The following is an 18,650-nucleotide window of genomic DNA, read 5'->3' as shown; positions in this document are numbered from 1 at the left end:
AAAATCATATGGTTATGTGGTCGTGTCCCGAATTTAGCTAGATCGAAGAGCGTGCTGGCTTTATACCGTGAATGTAACAGATTGTATCCCTAATAAGGATATTAGCCCGTTTTAGGGGCTGTTTGACAAGAGGTGCGCTTGTGAGCATTGCTCCCTTATTGGGAGAGGTCATGGATAAAGCTGCGCAACGATTGCTTGCTCAGGCCGTCGGACGGGCAATTGCGCGGAAACGTGTGAAGGCGGGATACACGCAGGAGGCGGTGGCGGAACAGTTGGGATTGGGGCTCGGCGCGATATCCAGAGTCGAGCAAGGGCTTGCGATTCCAACCGTCATCCGACTGATCGAACTTGCCGAGTTGTTCAGCTGCCGATTGGAAGACTTAGTGGCGGAAGTCCCTGCGACGTTGGATGACCGGGCTGCAATGATCGCGAGCAGCATTAGCCAGCTTCGCCCGGCGGATCAGGTGATAGTGGTTGATCTGGTGAAGACGCTCGTCGAACAGTTCAAAGAAAATTGATCTCGGTGCTGCCTTCGCTGGATGTACATCGCGGCCGGGTTTTGCTAACGCTCCCGACTTTTACGACTCAGTCAGCAATTTCCTGCTGACGTGTGCGGGCATCCCGCCGACAGACTGCTACATCCCGCAACCATGATTCATATGAATTCATGGTCAAGTAATTGCCATCTCGGGTCTGCACATCGGTTTCGTTGCGGGCCTCGCCGGATGGCTGGCCGGCGCGCTGTGGCGGCGGTCGGGCCTGGTTGGGCGCAACTGGCCGTTGCGAATTCCGGCGCAACTCGTCGCGGTGACTGCGGGGACGATGTTCGCTGCGCTGCATGCGGCGCTCGCCGGGTTCAATGTGCCGGCGCAACGGGCATTGTGGATGGCGGGTGTGGTGGCGTTGGCGTTTGTCAGCGGACGCAGTGTCGCGCCGTCGTGGGTGTTGGCCTGGGCGCTTGGTCTTGTGCTGTTGCTTGATCCGTGGGCGCCGGTGTCCGCGGGGTTCTGGCTGTCGTTCTGCGCGGTGGCGGCGATCCTGTATGCGATGTCGGGGCGGCCGCGTGTGCGGGCGGATGAACGAGGCGATGGAGCGGGGGGTGGGCCTGGCGTTGATCCTGATGCAGGCGGTGGCGGTGGCGGTGGCGGTGGCGGTGGCGGTGGCGGTGGCGGTGGCGGTGGCAGTGGCAGTGGCAGTGGCAGTGCTGGCGTCGGTGCAGCTAGCGGCCAGGCTACCACGCATTTCTCCACCCGCATGCTCCGCGTCGTGTGCGCCCGTGGCCGGGCGCTCATCGAGCGTATGCGCAGCGCCGCACACGTCCAGTTTGCGGTGACGATCGCGCTTGCCCCGCTCACTATCTACTGGTTCTCGCAGATTCCATTGATCGGGCCACTCGCCAATGCGTTTGCGATTCCCTGGGTCAGTCTGTTCGTCACTCCCGCGGTATTGGCCGGCGTCGCGTTGCCGATGCCTGTCGACGCGTATGCGTTTCGTGCCGCCCATGCTTTGCTCGAACTGCTCGTCGCGGGATTGCAGATGTTGTCCGGCCCTGGCTGGACGCTCTGGCGCTTGCCGCAGCCGAATGGCTGGGTGCTGGCCGTCGCGGCGGTGGGCGTCGTCTGGTGTCTCGCTCCGCGCGGCTGGCCGTTACGCTGGGCAGCGCCGCTAACGTGGCTGCCGCTTCTGTTGCCACCTCCTCCGGGGCCGCCGTCGGGCTCGTTCAGATTGACCGCGCTCGACATCGGCCAGGGTTCGTCGATCCTCGTCGAAACGACCCATCACGCGTTGCTGTTCGACGCGGGCCCAGGGCCGGAGTCGACCCACGCCGGCGAGCGGGTGGTGGTGCCGTATCTGCAGGCCAACGGCTTGCACACGCTCGACACGATGGTGATCAGCCATGAGGATTCCGATCACTCGGGCGGCGCGCCGGCCGTATTGCAAGGCGTCGAGGTGCGCCAGCTGCTGGGCGGCCTCGTGCCGTCGAATGCGCTTTGGGACAAAGCCCGTGCCGTCGGTGCCGACACGGTGCGCTGTGCAGCGGGGCAGCACTGGCAATGGGACAGCGTCGATTTCAGCATTCTCTGGCCCGACCCCGGGCCGTTATCAGGCAATCCGAATGCGCACTGCTGCGTGCTGCGTGTCAGTATCGCGGGCTCCGGCGAATCTCCTGGTCACGCCGCCGCACCCAGTGTCAGCGCGCTGCTGGCCGCGGATATCGAGGCACCGGTTGAGCGTATCCTGCTGGCGCGGGATCGCTCGGCGCTGCCCGCACAGATCCTTGTCGTGCCGCATCACGGCAGCAAGACTTCGTCGACCGAGCCGTTCCTCGACTCTATAGAGCCGCTTGTCGCGGTATTTCAGGTAGGCTATCGCAACCGTTTTCATCATCCGAATCCGGGTGTCTTCGAACGCTATCTGGGACGGCACATCGAACTCACGCGCAGCGACACCGACGGCGCGGTGCAAATCATGGCGGCGGGCTACCTGGCGGCGGGCAACCGTGCGCAGGGCAACCTGGCGGCGGGCGACCATGCGCAGGGCACCTTGCCGGCGGGCACTCATGCACACAGCGACCCGGCGCAGGACGCACCATCGCCGCCCGCCACACTCACGCTGGAACGGTATCGCACCGCGCATCACCGGTACTGGATGGATCGATGAAGGACGCTCGCGCCACACCCGGCCGGGCGCCTCGCGCAACATAATCAGGAACGGAGACAGCAGCACTTGAAAAACATCATTCACTTCTCCCACGCCAACGGTTTCCCGGCGTCGACCTACCGGACTATCTTTGCCGAGCTCGCCGACGACTACGAGGTCCGCTTCATCGAGCGCATTGGCCATGACACGCGCTTTCCCGTGACGCAGGACTGGCCGCATCTGGTGGAGCAGTTGCTGGACGACATCAGCCGGTCATACGAGCAACCGGTCTGGCTGGTCGGTCATTCGCTCGGCGGCTATCTTTCGCTGATGGCGGCGTTGAAGAAACCGCAGTGGGTGAGGGGCGTCGTGATGCTCGACTCCCCGGTGATCGCTGGCTGGCGCAGCAGCATGCTACGCGTGTCGCAATGGACCGGGCTCGACGAACGTCTCTCGCCGGCGGCCGCGACCCGCACGCGCCGAACGCAGTGGGCGAGCCGCGATGAAGCGTGGCGCCACTTTCATTCGAAACCCGCCTTCGCGCGCTGGGACGAGCGGATGCTGTCCGACTATATCGACTTCGGCATTCCACAAGCCTCGCCTGACGGCAGTCGTGCGCTCGCCTTCGACCGGCGCACCGAATACAGGATCTACAAGACCTTGCCGCACACGCTCGGCTCGCGGCTGGCGCGTGGCGCGCCGGTGCCGGTCGGCTTCATCGCCGGGACCCATTCGAAGGAGATTCGCCAGGCCGGGCTGGAGGCCACGCGCCGCGCCACCGGGGGCCACCTGGAATGGATCCAGGGCAGCCATCTCTATCCGATGGAGAAACCGATCGAAACCGCGCGGGCCGTGCAGCGGATGCTGCGCGAACTCGAACAGCCGCCTGCCTGATGCACGGTGGCACGGCACCACGGAGGCTGCCGCGAACGTCGCGCGGCTCCGTTTGTCCGCTTCCACAGGCGCGCTTGACTTCCATTAACAATTGAACCTGCACAACGAACGTCGCAAGCGTTAACATGCAGGCAAGCAGTCCTGCATGTCACGCGGAAGTCCGGGCAGCAGGTCAGCCGCAAGGAAAGGGGAAAGCAGCAAGGCAACAAGATAGCAACCGCTTGACAACAACAACGTCGCTACCGCAGGGCTTCATGCAGTAGCAACAGGCGGCGCAGAAAACGGTGCAGGATCGGCGCGGATGCCGCGCATTTTGCTGGGTTGAGACCCTGCTTTACGGTATAATCCGTTTTTCCCGCGAGCATCCAGCGATGACCAAATATGTTTTCGTCACCGGCGGCGTAGTTTCTTCCCTCGGCAAGGGTATTGCCGCCGCTTCCCTCGCCGCGATCCTCGAATCGCGCGGTCTGAAAGTCACCCTCCTCAAACTCGATCCCTACATCAATGTCGACCCCGGCACGATGAGCCCGTTTCAACACGGCGAAGTGTTCGTGACGGAAGACGGAGCGGAGACCGACCTCGACCTCGGCCACTACGAGCGCTTCATCAGTACGAAGATGCGCAAGGCCAACAACTTCACCACGGGCCAGATTTACGAGTCGGTCATCCGCAAGGAACGGCGCGGCGACTATCTGGGCAAAACCGTGCAGGTAATCCCGCACATCACGAACGAAATCCAGGCCTTTATCGAGCGCGGCGCAGCGTCTGCGACGTGCGGTGAGCCGGATGTCGCGATCGTCGAAGTCGGCGGTACGGTGGGCGATATCGAATCGCTGCCGTTCCTCGAAGCCGCTCGTCAGATGAGCCTGCGTCTCGGCCGCAACAGCGCGTGCTTCGTGCACCTGACGCTGGTGCCCTGGGTCGCGACGGCCGGTGAATTGAAAACCAAGCCTACCCAGCACAGTGTGCAGAAGCTGCGCGAAATCGGTATCTCGCCGCACGTGCTGTTGTGCCGTGCCGACCGTCCGATTCCGGACGACGAACGGGCGAAGATCTCGATGTTCTCCAACGTGCCGGAAGACGCGGTGATCTCGGTGTGGGACGCGGACAGCATCTACAAGATTCCGCAGATGCTGCATGACCAGGGCATGGACGCGATCGTCTGCGAAGAGCTCCGGCTCACGCCGAAGCCCGCTGACCTCTCCCTGTGGGCGGCAATGGTCGGCAAGCTCGAACATCCGCAGCATCAGGTCACCATCGGCATGGTTGGCAAGTATGTCGACCTGACGGAGTCGTACAAGTCGCTGATCGAAGCGCTGCGCCATGCGTCGATTCATACGTCGACCAAGGTCAACATCGAATACATCGACTCGGAAGAGATCGAAACGCAAGGCGTCGAGAGCCTCAAGCATCTCGACGCCGTGCTGGTGCCGGGCGGCTTCGGCCGGCGCGGTACCGAAGGCAAGATCGCGGCCATCCGTTATGCGCGTGAAGCGAAGGTGCCGTACCTCGGCATCTGTCTCGGCATGCAGCTCGCGGTGATCGAATTCGCTCGCGACGTGGTCGGCCTGAAGGACGCGAACAGCACCGAGTTCGATCCGGGCACACCGAACCGCGTGGTCGCGCTGATCACCGAGTGGTACGACCGTGACGGCCGCGTCGAAAAGCGCACGGAAGAGTCGGACCTCGGCGGCACGATGCGTCTCGGTTCGCAGCGTTGCCCAATCAAGCCGGGCACGATGGCTGAAGAGATCTATGGCAAGGACGTGAACGAGCGTCACCGTCACCGTTATGAAGTCAATAACCGCTTCGTGCCCCAGCTCGAAGGCGGCGGCCTTATCATCAGCGCCCGTACCCCGAGCGAAGATCTGCCGGAAATGATGGAATTGCCGCGTGACATGCACCCGTGGTTCGTCGGCGTGCAGTTCCACCCGGAATTCACGTCCACTCCGCGTGACGGTCATCCGTTGTTCAAGTCGTTCGTCGAGGCGGCGCTGGCGCATCAGCAGCACCAGCAGCCGGTCGTCGAGGAGAAAGCATGAAACTAGGCGATTTCGAAATCGGCCTGAACAAGCCGTTTTTCCTGATCGCGGGCACCTGCGTCGTCGAATCCGAACAGATGACGATCGACGTCGCCGGCAAGCTCAAGGAAATCTGCGCGAAGCTGGAGATCCCGTTCATCTACAAATCGTCGTACGACAAGGCCAATCGCAGCAGCGGCAAGTCGTTTCGCGGTCTGGGCATGGACGAGGGTCTGCGCATCCTGTCGGAAGTGAAGCGTCAGCTCGGCGTGCCGGTGTTGACCGACGTGCATGCGGAACACGAGATCGAGCAGGTTGCGTCAGTCGTCGACGTGCTGCAGACGCCGGCGTTCCTGTGCCGCCAGACCGATTTCATTCATGCGTGCGCGCGTTCGGGTAAGCCGGTCAACATCAAGAAGGGCCAGTTTCTCGCGCCGCACGACATGAAGAACGTGATTGACAAGGCACGCGACGCTGCGCGTGAAGCAGGTCTGTCGGAAGACCGCTTCATGGCTTGCGAGCGTGGCGTCTCGTTCGGTTATAACAACCTGGTTTCGGACATGCGCTCGATCGCGATCATGCGCGAAACTGGCGCGCCGGTCGTGTTCGACGCCACCCACTCGGTGCAGTTGCCGGGCGGGCAGGGCACCAGTTCTGGCGGTCAGCGCGAATTCGTGCCGGTGCTCGCGCGTGCTGCTGTGGCCACCGGTGTGGCCGGCCTCTTCATGGAGACTCATCCGAAGCCTGCGGAAGCGAAGTCCGACGGTCCGAACGCTGTGCCGCTGCATCGTATGGCTGATCTGCTCGAAACTTTGGTGACGCTCGATCGGGCTGTGAAGCGTACGCCGTTCCTCGAAAGCGATTTCAACTGATGCTGACCTGTGCACTGTGTCGACCCGCTAGCCGGCGCAGTGCGTCTGAATCCGCTTTGAACCCCGATCTGAACCCAATGGTCGTCCAAGGTGTCTGGTTAGAGGCTGTGCTTCGTACGCCGGACGCTGTTTCACCGTAAGAATCCAACGTCATTTCTTGAGGAAACCATGAGTGCTATCGTAGATATCATCGGTCGAGAGATTCTCGATTCGCGAGGCAACCCCACCGTCGAATGCGACGTGCTGCTCGAGTCGGGCACGATGGGCCGCGCTGCGGTGCCGTCGGGTGCATCGACGGGCTCGCGCGAAGCGATCGAACTGCGCGACGGTGAAACCGGCCGTTACGGCGGCAAGGGCGTGCTGAAGGCTGTCGAGCACATCAACACCGAAATCTCCGAAGCGATCATGGGCCTCGACGCTTCCGAGCAAGCTTTCCTCGACAAGACCCTGCTCGAACTCGACGGCACCGAGAACAAGTCGCGCCTCGGCGCGAACGCCATGCTGGCTGTGTCCATGGCGGTGGCCAAGGCTGCCGCTGAAGAAGCCGGCCTGCCGCTGTACCGCTACTTCGGCGGCTCGGGCGCGATGCAACTGCCGGTGCCGATGATGAACATCGTCAACGGCGGCGCGCACGCCAACAACAGCCTGGACATCCAGGAATTCATGATTGTGCCGGTCAGCCAGCCGACCTTCCGCGAAGCACTGCGCTGCGGCGCCGAAGTGTTCCACGCGCTGAAGAAGATCCTGAGCGACCGTGGCATGAGCACGGCCGTGGGCGACGAAGGTGGCTTCGCGCCGAACTTCGGCAGCAACGACGAATGTCTGTCGACGATCCTGCAAGCCATCGAGAAAGCCGGCTACCGCGCGGGTGAAGACGTGCTGCTGGCACTCGACTGCGCTGCGAGCGAGTTCTACCACGACGGCAAGTACCAGTTGGCGGGCGAAGGCCTGCAACTGTCGTCGACGGAGTTTGCGGACTACCTGGCGAATCTGGCCGACAAGTTCCCGATCGTCTCGATCGAAGACGGCATGCACGAAAGCGACTGGGCCGGCTGGAAGATCCTGACCGACAAGCTCGGCAAGAAGATCCAGCTGGTGGGCGACGACCTGTTCGTCACCAACACGCGCATCCTGAAGGAAGGCATTGAGAAGGGTATCGCTAACTCGATCCTGATCAAGATCAACCAGATCGGCACGCTGACGGAAACCTTCGCCGCGATCGAAATGGCCAAGCGCGCCGGCTACACGGCCGTGATCTCGCACCGCTCGGGCGAAACGGAAGATTCGACGATTGCCGATATCGCCGTTGGCCTGAACGCCGGTCAGATCAAGACCGGCTCGCTCTCGCGCAGCGACCGCATCTCGAAGTACAACCAGTTGCTGCGCATTGAAGAGGATCTCGGCGATATCGCCAGCTACCCGGGCAAGTCGGCGTTCTACAATCTGCGTTGATCGCTAGCTTTGATCATGAGGTCGAATGCAGGTTTTGACCGTTGAGCCGGTTCTCCTTCGTTTCTGATTCAGCACGCCGCCCTGCGTATAGCGCAGGGCGGCGTGTATTTATTGTGCTTACCTCATGCGGCTTGTCACTGCTGTCCTGATCGTACTGCTGGCCCTGATCCAGTACCCACTCTGGTGGGGGCATGGGGGCTGGCTGCGCGTGCATGAACTGCAAGGCGAACTGGCGCAGCAGATGCAGAAGAACGCGGACGAGAAGCTGCGCAACGAACGCATTGCGGGTGAAGTGCAGGATCTGCAGAATGGTACGGCCGCAGTGGAAGAGCGCGCGCGTTACGAGATGGGTATGGTGAAGGACGGCGAAGTGTTCGTGCAGTTCGTCGCACCTAACGCGCCGTTGCCTACGCCGAATAACGCGTCGGTCACCACATCGACGCGTGGCGAGGTGTCCGCGGCGCCGGTGCGCGTGGTGCCGAATCCCGAATCGCGCGCGAAGCCGGATCGCAAGCGCGCCGGCAAAGACACGAAAGACAAGGGCTCGAAAGAGAAGAAGCCGGCGCAATAAGCCGGGTTGGCCTGCCCGCATGTGCGAGCAGGCGTTTCTGATTAATGCCGTTTAATGCCGCTGGTCCGCAGCGGGCGAGACGCCTTGCGACAGTTCGCTGGCAACAAACAGTTGCGCCACGTCGACCGGATCGAATTCGTAACGCTGATTGCAGAACTCGCAGTGAATCTCGACGTGGCCGCGTTCTTCGATCACGCTATCCACTTCCTCGCGGCCCAGCATTTTCAGCATCGCACCGACTTTCTCACGCGAGCAGCTACATTCGAAACGTGCAGGCGCGGGTTCGAAATGCTGGACGTTTTCCTGCCAGAAAAGGCGCCGGAATACGGTCTCTGGTTCTTCCTTGAGCAGTTCCTCCTGCGACAGCGTGCCGCCGAGCGTGCAGACGCGTTCCCACGTATCCACGTCGAGATCGCCGGGGTGCGGGACGATGCCGCCGTCGCCGGGCAGCTTCTGCAACAGCATGCCGACCGCGCGCTCGGTGTTGGCCGCAAGCCACAAGCGCGTATCGAGCTGCTCGGAGTGGTGCATGTAATGCTCGAGCACTTCCGCCATTGACTTGAGCGGACCGTCGAGGCCCGACAGCGGCACGATCCCCTGGTAGGGCTGCTGCCCCGGCTGCTTGACGCGCGGGTCGAGCGTAATCACGCAGCGGCCGTGACCGCTGGCGTTGACGAGCTCGATCAGCGTCGTGTCGTCGCCGATGGTGGCGTCCGCTTCGCCGGAAAACTTGGCGGTGGCGCGCATCGACAGGTCGGAGCTGCATTGCACTACCAGCATCTTGACCGGACCGTCGCCGAAAATCTGCATGATGAGCGTGCCGTCGAACTTCAGGTTCGCCGAGAGCAGCGCGCAGGCGGCCATCATTTCGCCGAGTATCGTGCGCACCGGCGCCGGATAGTCGCGGCGGGTCAGCACTTCTTGCCACGTATTGCGCAGCGAAACGATTTCGCCGCGCACGGGCGCCGCGCTGAACATGAATTTTTGCAACTGGTCGTTCACAACTTTTCCTCGGTCGAATCGCGCAGCGTGATGCGATGCTGCGCTTGCGCACTGTGCGCGAGCGGCATGGTTAGCCGATACGCACGAGTTGCGCCTTGAAATAGGCGCGCCGCTCGGCGTAATTGGCCGCGTTACGGCGCAGGCCGGCGATGTCGGCCTCCGTCAGTTCGCGCACGACCTTGGCCGGCGCGCCCAGAATCAGCGAATTGTCAGGAAATACCTTGCCCTCGGTGACGATGGCGCCTGCTCCGACCAGACAGTTGCGGCCAATTACCGCTCCATTCAAGACCACCGCCTGAATTCCGATGAGTGCGCCTTCCTTGACGGTGCAGCCGTGCAGCATGGCTTGATGGCCAATTGTCACGTTGGCTTCGATGGTCAGCGGATAGCCCGGATCGGTATGCAGGACTGCGTTTTCCTGGATGTTGCTGCCCGGGCCTACCGAGATCAGTTCGTTGTCACCGCGAATGGCTGCGCCAAACCAGACGCTCGAATTTTCTTCGAGTTCGACTTTACCAATGATGGTCGCGGTATCCGCGACGAACACGCTTTCGTGGATGGTCGGCGCTGCGTCGCCAAGCTTGTAAATTGCCACAATGTCTCCGGTCCCAGGCTTCTGCATCCATGCAAGATGGTTGCTGTTGATCGGTCGCCGCACCGCCGTCGGCGGGCGTAGGGGTAGTGCAAACGGCTGCGCGAATGGTGCGCGCCGTGTGGTTGAATGGCGTATTGTAAACGGTTGTGCGGAGAGACCGCTCGGTGGGCCGGCAGCCTTGCGGCGTGCGTTTTTAATCCTTTCCAAGCCACTTTCCTGCCCCGCCAGGACCGCCACGACCGTCACGATGAATTCCGCCGTTCCCGTTGTACCCCACCTGTCGCGTTGCGCCCGTGCCGAAGCACTCGAAGCATTGCGCCAGTCCGATCCGCAGGCGAAGGCCGCCGCGGCACAGGCCCTGTACGCGGACGTGCTGGCCCTCGCCGCGGTCTGCTCGCCGTCCCTGCTGATCGACGAACCGCCCGGCTTGCCAGGACGGCCCGGCCGCCCGGAGCTGGTGGAGCCGCGCAAACTGGGCCGCCGCAGTATGCAGTCCCCTGAAGGACGCGCCGTGCTGTTGCACGCGCTCGCCCATATCGAGTTCAACGCGATCAACCTGGCACTCGACGCGGTCTGGCGCTTTAGCGGCATGCCCCCGGCGTTCTACACCGACTGGCTCAAGGTGGCGGCAGAGGAAGCCCATCACTTTTCGCTACTGGTCGCACGGCTTGCCGAGTTCGGTCACGCTTACGGCGATTTTGCCGCCCACGATGGCCTGTGGGATATGTGCGAACGCACGCGCCGCGACGTATTGGCGCGTATAGCGCTGGTGCCGCGCACACTGGAAGCACGCGGTCTCGACGCCTCGCCGCCGATCCGTGCCAGGCTCCAGCAGGCGGGCGACCACGCTTCGGCGGCGATTCTCGACGTCATCCTGCGCGACGAGATCGGCCACGTGCTGATCGGCAACCGCTGGTTCCGCCACCTGTGCGACGAGGGCGGTCTCGACCCGCACACCACTTACGCGCAGCTCGCCGACCAGTATCACGCACCGAAATTACGTGGTCCGTTCAATTTCGAGGCCCGTCGCGACGCCGGTTTCGACGAAGCCGAACTGGCCGCGCTGGCCGGGCTCGAGCCGACTCCGCCAGCCACAGATTGAGCCGGTTGCGCCGGTCGCACATCAAGCCGCGTCTCGATACGTCGCACCTTTCGCTTGCCCGCTATCTCGCTATAATCGAACGACCATTCTTTTTTAGGCCCGATGCGCTCATGAATATTCCAGAGTCCGACTTCATCACCGTGCGCGGCGTGCGACTGCATGCGAGGCGCTGGGGCAATCCGGACGCCCCGACGCTGTTCATGCTGCACGGCTGGATGGACGTGGCGGCATCGTTCCAGTTCGTCGTGGATGCACTGGGCGGCAACTGGCAGGTGATCGCGCCGGATGCGCGCGGTTTCGGGCTGTCCGACTGGCCGGTGGCCGAGCGGGGCGGCGGCAGTTACTGGTTTCAGGACTATCTCGCGGACCTTGACGCGCTGCTTGACCACTACGCGCCGACCGGCGAAGTGAACCTGGTGGGGCACAGCATGGGCGCGAACGTGGTCTGTCTTTATGCCGGGACGCGTCCGGAGCGGGTTCGCCGGGTGGTGGACCTGGAGGGCTTCGGCCTTGCCGCCGCGAAACCGAGCCAGTCGCCCAGGCGTTTGCGTAGCTGGCTCGACGAATTGCGCGAGCCGCCGCAGTTGAGGCGTTACGCGTCTCTCGACGAAGTCGCTGCGCGGCTGACGAAGACCAACCCGCGTCTCGCCCCACAGCGCGCGCGTTTTCTCGCCGGGCACTGGTCGAAGCCGGACGGCGAGGGCGGTTTCATGCTGCTCGCTGACCCCGCGCATAAGCTGCGTAGCCCGCTGCTCTACCGTCTCGATGAAATCATGGCCGTCTGGGCCAATGTGCGCGCCAAAGTGCTGCACGTTGAGGCGGCCGGCTCGCCGACCCTCGCACAGATTGCCGGCGAGGTGCCGCTCGACGAATTCAAGGCGCGGTTCAGCGCGTTTCCCGAGTGGCGCGAGAAAATCATCGAGGATGCGGGCCATATGGTCCATCACGATCAGCCGGAGCAGGTGGCAGCGCTGATCGAGGCGTTCTGCGCATAAGATTTCTGACAGGTTGAGCTTTCCGCAAGGTCTTGGGCGTCGTCGAATGGTCTGCTCGGGTTACTGCGTTGCAGTAAAATGAGTGCAGAACCTTTTTAAGACACCGATGAACGCCGATCTCCACTGTCACTCCACCGTTTCCGATGGCCAGCTTGCGCCCGCCGACGTCGCACGTCGCGCGCACGCCAATGGTGTCACGTTGTGGGCGCTGACCGATCACGACGAACTGGGCGGTCAGGCCGAAGCGCGCCAGACCGCCGAGGAACTCGGCATGCGTTACCTGAGTGGCGTGGAGATTTCGGTCACATGGGCATCACGCACGGTGCACATTGTCGGTCTGAACGTCGATCCGACCTGCCAGGCGCTGATAGACGGCCTTGTGCGCACCCGCGACGGCCGCGCGGCACGTGCCGAAGCGATCGGCGAATTGCTTGCCACCCTGGGTGTGCCGAATGCCTACGAAGGCGCGCTGAAGTACGTGTCCAACCCCGACATGATTTCGCGCACTCACTTCGCGCGCTTCATGGTGGAGAACGGTTACGCCGAATCGACCCAGGACGTGTTCACTCGCTATCTGGGCGACGGCAAGCCGGCATACATCGCCCATCGCTGGTCGAAGCTGGCTGACGCGGTCCGCTGGATCCAGGTGGCCGGCGGCGAAGCGGTGATTGCGCATCCGGGGCGCTATGAATACACCCAGCTAGAATTCGACGCGTTGTTCGGCGAGTTTATCGATCTCGGCGGCAAGGCGATCGAAGTCGTAACAGGCAGCCATACGCCAGACCAGTATCGCGAGTATGCGGACGTGGCGCGCCGCTTCGGTTTCGAGGCCTCGCGCGGCTCCGATTTTCATGCGGCGGGCGAGGGCCGGGTCGAACTGGGCAGTCTGCCGCCGTTGCCGTCCGATCTGACGCCGGTGTGGGAACGCTGGTTGTGACGGTGCACCGGCGGCAACGGGCTTCGCGGCCGGTTCGCCCCGGATCCCGCTTCTGCTTCGCTTCCACCCGCTCATAACCATGTCCCAATTCTTTCGGCTCCATCCCGATAATCCGCAGCCGCGCCTGATCAAGCAGGCCGCGCAGATCATCAACGACGGCGGTGTGGTCGCCCTGCCGACCGATTCGAGCTATGCACTCGCCTGCCACCTCGACGACAAAAATGCGGTCGAGCGCCTGCGCCGGATTCGTGGCCTCGACGAGCGTCAATTGCTGTCGTTGCTGGTGCGCGACCTGTCCGAACTCGCGAACTTCGCGATGGTCGACAACCGCCAGTTCCGCCTGATCAAGTCAGTGACCCCGGGCCCGTACGTATTCGTGCTCGAAGCCACCAAAGAGGTGCCGCGACGCCTGTCGCATCCGTCGCGCAAGACCATCGGCCTGCGCGTGCCGGATCACGCGATCACGCTGGCGATTCTCGAAGAACTCGGCCAGCCGCTGCTCGGCACGACGCTGATCATGCCGGGCGAAACCCAGCCGCTCAACGACGCCGAAGAAATCCGCGAGCGCCTCGAAAAACAGCTCGACCTCGTGATCGACGGCGGCCCGTGTCCATGCGAGCCGTCGACTATCGTCGATCTGACGGGTCCAGAACCGGTGCTGGTGCGGGCAGGGCGCGGCAGTCTCGCGCCTTTTGGTCTCGAACAGCCGGCATGAGGGCCTCCGTGTTAGCCTGCATGAGCGAAAGCGGACAGACGCACGCAATGGCGTTGTTACAATAGCGGGTTATGGACTCTTCCCTGATACAGACCGTCGCGGTCTATGCGTTGCCCGTGATTTTTGCCATCACGCTTCACGAAGCGGCTCACGGCTACGTGGCGCGTCTCCTCGGCGACAATACCGCCTACGCGCTCGGCCGCGTTTCGTTCAATCCGATGCGTCACATCGATCCGCTCGGCACCATCGCGATTCCGCTGCTGCTCTACTTTGCGACCAGCGGAGCATTCATGTTCGGCTACGCGAAGCCGGTGCCCGTGGCCTTCGGCAATCTGCGCAATCCTCGCTGGGGCAGCCTGTGGGTCGCGTTGGCCGGTCCGATGTGCAATTTCTTGCAGGCGCTGGTCTGGGGCGTGATCGCCGTGGCGCTTGGTGTGGCGGGTATTCAAGAGCCCTTTTTCACGCGCATGGCCGCCGCAGGCGTTGGCGTCAATCTGGTGCTCGGCGTGATCAATCTGTTTCCCTTGCCGCCGCTCGATGGCGGGCGCGTGCTGACCGCGCTGCTGCCGCCGCGCCAGGCCATTGCGCTGGCGCGCCTCGAGCCGTATGGTTTCTTTATCGTGATGGCGCTGGTGATGACGGGCCTCCTGACCCGCTTCTGGCTGAGCCCGCTCGTTGGTCTCGGCTATGACGCCGTGACCGCCATCCTGACTCCTATCGCTTCGCTCTTTCAATAAAATCATGTTCCCTGACCGTATCTTCTCCGGCATGCGGCCTACCGGCTCCCTGCACCTCGGCCACTATCACGGTGTGCTGAAAAACTGGGTGCGCCTGCAGTCCGAATATCCGTGCTTTTTCTGCGTCGTCGACTGGCACGCGCTCACGACGCACTATGAGACGCCCGAGGTCATCGAAAAGAACGTCTGGGAAGTGCTGATCGACTGGCTGGCTTCCGGCATCGATCCGGCCCAGGCCACGCTGTTCATCCAGAGCAAGGTGCCGGAGCATGCCGAACTGGCGCTGCTGCTCGGTATGAGCACGCCGCTCGGTTGGCTCGAACGCGTGCCGACCTACAAGGAGCAGATGGAGAAGCTGAAGGACAAGGACTTGTCCACCTACGGCTTCCTCGGCTACCCGGTGCTGATGGCGGCGGACATTCTGCTGTATCGCGGTTCGCTCGTGCCGGTCGGCGAGGACCAGGTGCCGCACGTCGAGATGACGCGTGAAATCGCGCGGCGCTTTAATTACCTGTATGGCCGCGAGCCGGGCTTCGAAGAGAAGGCGAACGAAGCGGCGAAGAAGCTGGGCGGCAAGCGCTCGAAGCTCTATCACGAGCTGCGCAACGCCTACCAGCAGGAAGGCGACGACGAAGCGCTCGAACAGGCGCGCGCGATGCTGCAGGAGTCGCAGAGCCTGTCGATGAACGACCGCGAGCGGCTGTTCGGCTATCTCGAAGGCTCGCGCAAGATCATCCTCGTCGAGCCGCAAGCCATGCTGACCGAGGCGTCGCGCATGCCGGGCCTCGATGGTCAGAAGATGTCGAAGTCTTACGGTAATACCATCGGCCTGCGGGAAGATTCGGAAACCATCACGAAGAAAGTTCGCACGATGCCAACCGACCCGGCCCGCGTGCGCCGCACCGATCCGGGCGATCCGGACAAATGCCCAGTGTGGCAGTTGCACCAGGTCTACACAGACGAAACCACCCACGAGTGGGTGCAAAAGGGTTGCCGCTCGGCCGGAATTGGCTGTCTGGATTGCAAGCAACCGGTGATCGAAGGCATTCTGCGCGAACAGCAGCCGATGCTCGAACGCGCGCAAAAGTACATGGACGATCCGTCGCTGCTGCGTGCGATCGCCGCCGACGGCTGCGACAAGGCCCGCAAGTTCGCCACCGAAACCATGCGCGATGTGCGTGAGGCAATGGGACTCTCGTACAATTGACGTCGCTGGCGCAACGGGTGCGTCCGGCACGAACCGCGCGCAGCGCTTTTTGCAGGCCATGAGCGAATCCGCATCCGCTGCTTCTGCCAACTCTGAGGCTTCTCCGGCCGTCGTCGCAGCTCACGCTTCGCTCGGCGAGCCGTCGCGTTGGGTGTGTCACTGGACGCATCTCGTGGCGCCGGGCGGCGCGGTGCTCGATGTGGCGTCGGGAGCAGGTCGGCACGCGCGCTGGTTTGCCGGGCACGGCCATCCGGTGAGCGCGCTCGATCGCGATGCGGCAGCACTCGCCGCCATGCGGGACGAGCCCCGAATTACGACGCACGTGGCCGATCTCGAAGGCGCGCCCTGGCCGCTGCCCGACGATGCGAAATTTGCCGCGGTGGTGGTGACGAACTACCTGCATCGTCCGTTGTTCCCGAACCTGCTGGCGGCGCTCGCGCCGGGCGGCGTGCTGATTTACGAGACCTTCGCGCACGGCAACCAGAGGGTTGGCAAGCCGTCCAACCCGGCGTTCCTGCTTGCGCCGGGCGAGCTGCTCGACGTGGTACGGTCGCGTCTGCGGGTGGTCGCGTTTCAGGACGGTTTTCTTGCGCAGCCGCGTCCGGCGTACGTCCAGCGGATCTGCGCAATTCTGGAGGCGCAGCCGGCTTCCGGCGACACTCAGGCATTACCCCAGCCTTGTTACGAACTGGCTGGCTAATCCGCTACAATCGCGGTTTACTGATTAAATTCATGGCGTTTCATGACCAACGGCATTCAAAGCGGCAGCAGTAACGGCCCTCAGATTCGCGGCAGCATTCCGGCCATCATCACCCCGATGCTCGAAGACGGCAGCCTCGACCTGCCGGCGTTCCGCAAACTGATCGACTGGCATATCGAAGAGGGTACGAACGCGCTCGTCGTAGTTGGCACGAGCGGCGAATCGGCTACCTTGTCGGTCGAAGAGCACGTGCTGACGGTCAAGACCGCGGTGGAACACACCGCTGGCCGCATTCCGGTGATCGCCGGCTCCGGCGGCAATTCCACCACTGAGGCGATCGAGCTGACGCAGCAGGCCCGTGAAGTCGGCGCGGACGCGACGCTGCAAGTTGTGCCGTACTACAACAAGCCGACCCAGGAAGGCATTTACCGCCATTTCGCCAAGATCGCCGAAACGGTCGATCTGCCGGTGATTCTGTACAACGTGCCGGGTCGCACGGTGGCGGATATGTCTAACGAAACGATCCTGCGCTGCGCGCAGGTGCCGGGCATCGTGGGCGTGAAGGAAGCGACGGGCAATATCGACCGCGCCGCTCACCTGATCAAGTCGGCACCCGCGCACTTTGGCATTTACAGCGGCGACGATCCGACGGCGATCGCGCTGATGTTGCTGGGTGGCCACGGCAATATTTCCGTGACCGCGAACGTAGCACCGCGCGACATGAGCGAGTTGTGCAAGGCCGCTCTGGCAGCCGACGCAAAGACCGCGCGTGAGATTCACCTGAAACTCCTGTCGCTGCACAAGAACCTCTTCATCGAATCGAATCCGATCCCGGCGAAGTGGGCTTTGCAGCAACTGGGGCGCGTGCAAGGCGGAATCCGCCTGCCGCTCACCCCGCTCGATGCGCGCTACCACGAAGTGGTGCGTGCGGCGCTGCGCGAAGCGGGTTTGCTCAGCTGAGTGGTTTCAGCACCGAGCTGCCCGTCACCGGCATTTTTTTAACCGACGTCGATATCGCCCGCGTTCCCGGCATTGAACCAGGCACCGCGTTCCAGCTTCACGAAGGACCTCATGAAACGTTCCGCACTTTCCCTCCACGCAACCCGCATGGCGGCGCTGGCGCTTGCCCTGGTGACGCTCGCCGGCTGTGACACGCTGAACGACTGGTTTGCGTCCGATCGCGTCAACTACAAGGGCGCAGGCACGGCCCCACCGCTCAACGTGCCGAGCGATCTGCAGGCCCAGCAGACCCAGCAGAAGTACGTCGCCCCGCCGGCCAACCTGGCGCTTGGCGGCGCACCGACGCGCGTGGCCACGAGCGCCGGCAATTCGGTCGAAGGCGTACCGAGCGCGCAGGACCCGCTCGGCATGCACATCGAGCGCGACGGCGATCATCGCTGGCTGGTTGTCGACGGCCGGACGCCGGAGCAGTTGTGGCCGCAGATCGAGGATTTCTGGCAGGAAAACGGCTTTGCGCTGAAGAGCGATACGCCGAACACCGGCATCATGTCGACCGACTGGGCCGAGAACCGCGCCAACATCCCGGACGACTGGTTCCGCAAGTCGATCGGCAAGCTGGTCGATTTCGCTTACTCATCGGGCACCCGCGACAGCTTCCGCACCCTGGTGTCGCACGGCCCGGACGGCGCCACGGATATTTCGATCACGCATAGCGCGATGGAAGAAATGCTGACCGGTCAGGACAAGACGTCGTCGCGCTGGGTGGAGCGTCCGCGCAATCCGGTGCTGGAAGCGCTGTTCCTTGCCAAGCTGATGCAGAAATTCGGCCTGACCGATGCGCAGTCGAAGCAACTGCTGACGGATGCTCGCCCGGCTACCGCACCGGTTACGGTGGACATGACGGCTGGCGGTGCAACCCTCGACCTGCAGGAGTCTTTCGACAGCGCGTGGCTGCGTGTGGGCCTTGCGCTTGACCGTACGAACTTCGCCGTGGACAACCGCGATCGCCAGAAGGGCATTTACTACGTACGCTATTCAGACGCGGCGCAGGAGCTGAAGAAGGAAGGTCTCTTCGGCAAGCTGTTCAGCGGCGGTTCGAACAAGCCTGCACCGGAATTCCTCGTCAACGTGCGGCCGAAGGGCGATGCGCTGACGCAGGTGGCGGTGGTCGACGCCAACGGTCAGGTGGATACCTCGTCGGACGCGCAGCACATTGTTTCGCTGCTGCATGCGCAGCTGAACTAAGACGA

17 protein-coding genes and 1 pseudogene are annotated in these 18,650 nt (G+C 63.0%); 16 read left to right on the top strand and 2 right to left on the bottom strand.

Annotation, left to right across the window (positions count from 1 at the left end; genetic code table 11):
- Window positions 1–170 precede the first annotated feature (170 nt).
- The 7 genes and pseudogenes from P3T24_RS08530 (at window position 171) to ftsB (ending at window position 8,450) form a co-directional block, all read left to right on the top strand.
- On the top strand, window positions 171–518 hold the full coding sequence (locus tag P3T24_RS08530; RefSeq protein WP_429433739.1) for a helix-turn-helix domain-containing protein: 348 nt from the start codon (window positions 171–173) through the stop codon (window positions 516–518).
- 157 nt (window positions 519–675) lie between these two features.
- Window positions 676–2,661, top strand: a pseudogene (locus tag P3T24_RS08525) (ComEC/Rec2 family competence protein); the annotation flags it as partial.
- 66 nt (window positions 2,662–2,727) lie between these two features.
- Window positions 2,728–3,534, top strand: coding sequence for an alpha/beta fold hydrolase (locus P3T24_RS08520; RefSeq protein ID WP_429433737.1), 807 nt, complete (start codon window positions 2,728–2,730; stop codon window positions 3,532–3,534).
- Between the two features lie 371 nt (window positions 3,535–3,905).
- On the top strand, window positions 3,906–5,576 hold the full coding sequence (locus P3T24_RS08515; RefSeq protein WP_074264171.1) for a CTP synthase: 1,671 nt from the start codon (window positions 3,906–3,908) through the stop codon (window positions 5,574–5,576).
- Complete coding sequence (gene kdsA, locus P3T24_RS08510) at window positions 5,573–6,427, top strand: 3-deoxy-8-phosphooctulonate synthase (RefSeq protein ID WP_429433734.1); 855 nt, start codon at window positions 5,573–5,575, stop codon at window positions 6,425–6,427. Before P3T24_RS08515 ends, kdsA begins: the two co-directional genes overlap by 4 nt.
- A gap of 168 nt (window positions 6,428–6,595) precedes the next feature.
- Entirely contained in the window at window positions 6,596–7,879 is a 1,284-nt protein-coding gene (eno, locus tag P3T24_RS08505) for a phosphopyruvate hydratase (RefSeq protein ID WP_074264173.1), read from the top strand.
- A 124-nt stretch (window positions 7,880–8,003) separates the two neighbouring features.
- Window positions 8,004–8,450, top strand: a complete 447-nt coding sequence (ftsB, locus tag P3T24_RS08500; RefSeq protein WP_429404509.1) for a cell division protein FtsB — start codon at window positions 8,004–8,006, stop codon at window positions 8,448–8,450.
- Window positions 8,451–8,501: 51 nt separating this feature from the next.
- On the opposite strand, the gene hslO is transcribed toward ftsB, so the two are convergent.
- Together hslO and P3T24_RS08490 are read right to left on the bottom strand one after the other, a co-directional pair.
- On the bottom strand, window positions 8,502–9,452 hold the full coding sequence (gene hslO / locus P3T24_RS08495) for an Hsp33 family molecular chaperone HslO (RefSeq protein WP_429433732.1): 951 nt from the start codon (window positions 9,450–9,452) through the stop codon (window positions 8,502–8,504).
- Window positions 9,453–9,522: 70 nt separating this feature from the next.
- Window positions 9,523–10,047: a gamma carbonic anhydrase family protein gene (locus P3T24_RS08490; protein ID WP_429404513.1), complete on the bottom strand. Its 525-nt coding sequence runs from the start codon at window positions 10,045–10,047 to the stop codon at window positions 9,523–9,525.
- Window positions 10,048–10,294: 247 nt separating this feature from the next.
- On the opposite strand from P3T24_RS08490, the gene P3T24_RS08485 reads away from it, so the two are divergent.
- From P3T24_RS08485 to bamC, 9 genes are all read left to right on the top strand, one after another.
- Window positions 10,295–11,149, top strand: coding sequence for a ferritin-like domain-containing protein (locus P3T24_RS08485; RefSeq protein WP_429433730.1), 855 nt, complete (start codon window positions 10,295–10,297; stop codon window positions 11,147–11,149).
- A 110-nt stretch (window positions 11,150–11,259) separates the two neighbouring features.
- Entirely contained in the window at window positions 11,260–12,144 is an 885-nt protein-coding gene (locus P3T24_RS08480; RefSeq protein WP_429433728.1) for an alpha/beta fold hydrolase, read from the top strand.
- Window positions 12,145–12,250: 106 nt separating this feature from the next.
- A complete protein-coding gene (locus P3T24_RS08475; protein WP_429433725.1) occupies window positions 12,251–13,081 on the top strand; it encodes a 3',5'-nucleoside bisphosphate phosphatase in 831 nt (276 codons plus the stop codon).
- Window positions 13,082–13,160: 79 nt separating this feature from the next.
- Entirely contained in the window at window positions 13,161–13,796 is a 636-nt protein-coding gene (locus P3T24_RS08470) for an L-threonylcarbamoyladenylate synthase (RefSeq protein ID WP_074264178.1), read from the top strand.
- A 71-nt stretch (window positions 13,797–13,867) separates the two neighbouring features.
- Window positions 13,868–14,533, top strand: coding sequence for a site-2 protease family protein (locus P3T24_RS08465; protein WP_429404521.1), 666 nt, complete (start codon window positions 13,868–13,870; stop codon window positions 14,531–14,533).
- Between the two features lie 4 nt (window positions 14,534–14,537).
- The gene (locus tag P3T24_RS08460; RefSeq protein WP_074264180.1) at window positions 14,538–15,740 is read left to right on the top strand and encodes a tryptophan--tRNA ligase; all 1,203 of its coding nucleotides are present in this window, start codon (window positions 14,538–14,540) and stop codon (window positions 15,738–15,740) included.
- Window positions 15,741–15,798: 58 nt separating this feature from the next.
- Complete coding sequence (locus P3T24_RS08455) at window positions 15,799–16,440, top strand: class I SAM-dependent methyltransferase (protein ID WP_429433723.1); 642 nt, start codon at window positions 15,799–15,801, stop codon at window positions 16,438–16,440.
- 42 nt (window positions 16,441–16,482) lie between these two features.
- Complete coding sequence (gene dapA, locus P3T24_RS08450; RefSeq protein ID WP_429433720.1) at window positions 16,483–17,400, top strand: 4-hydroxy-tetrahydrodipicolinate synthase; 918 nt, start codon at window positions 16,483–16,485, stop codon at window positions 17,398–17,400.
- Window positions 17,401–17,511: 111 nt separating this feature from the next.
- Complete coding sequence (gene bamC / locus P3T24_RS08445) at window positions 17,512–18,645, top strand: outer membrane protein assembly factor BamC (RefSeq protein ID WP_074264183.1); 1,134 nt, start codon at window positions 17,512–17,514, stop codon at window positions 18,643–18,645.
- Window positions 18,646–18,650 lie beyond the last annotated feature (5 nt).

This window comes from Paraburkholderia sp. GAS33 (assembly GCF_050436645.1).
In the GTDB taxonomy this organism is placed as follows: Bacteria; Pseudomonadota; Gammaproteobacteria; order Burkholderiales; family Burkholderiaceae; genus Paraburkholderia; species Paraburkholderia phenazinium_B.
This window is presented reverse-complemented; position numbering and strand designations above follow the sequence as displayed.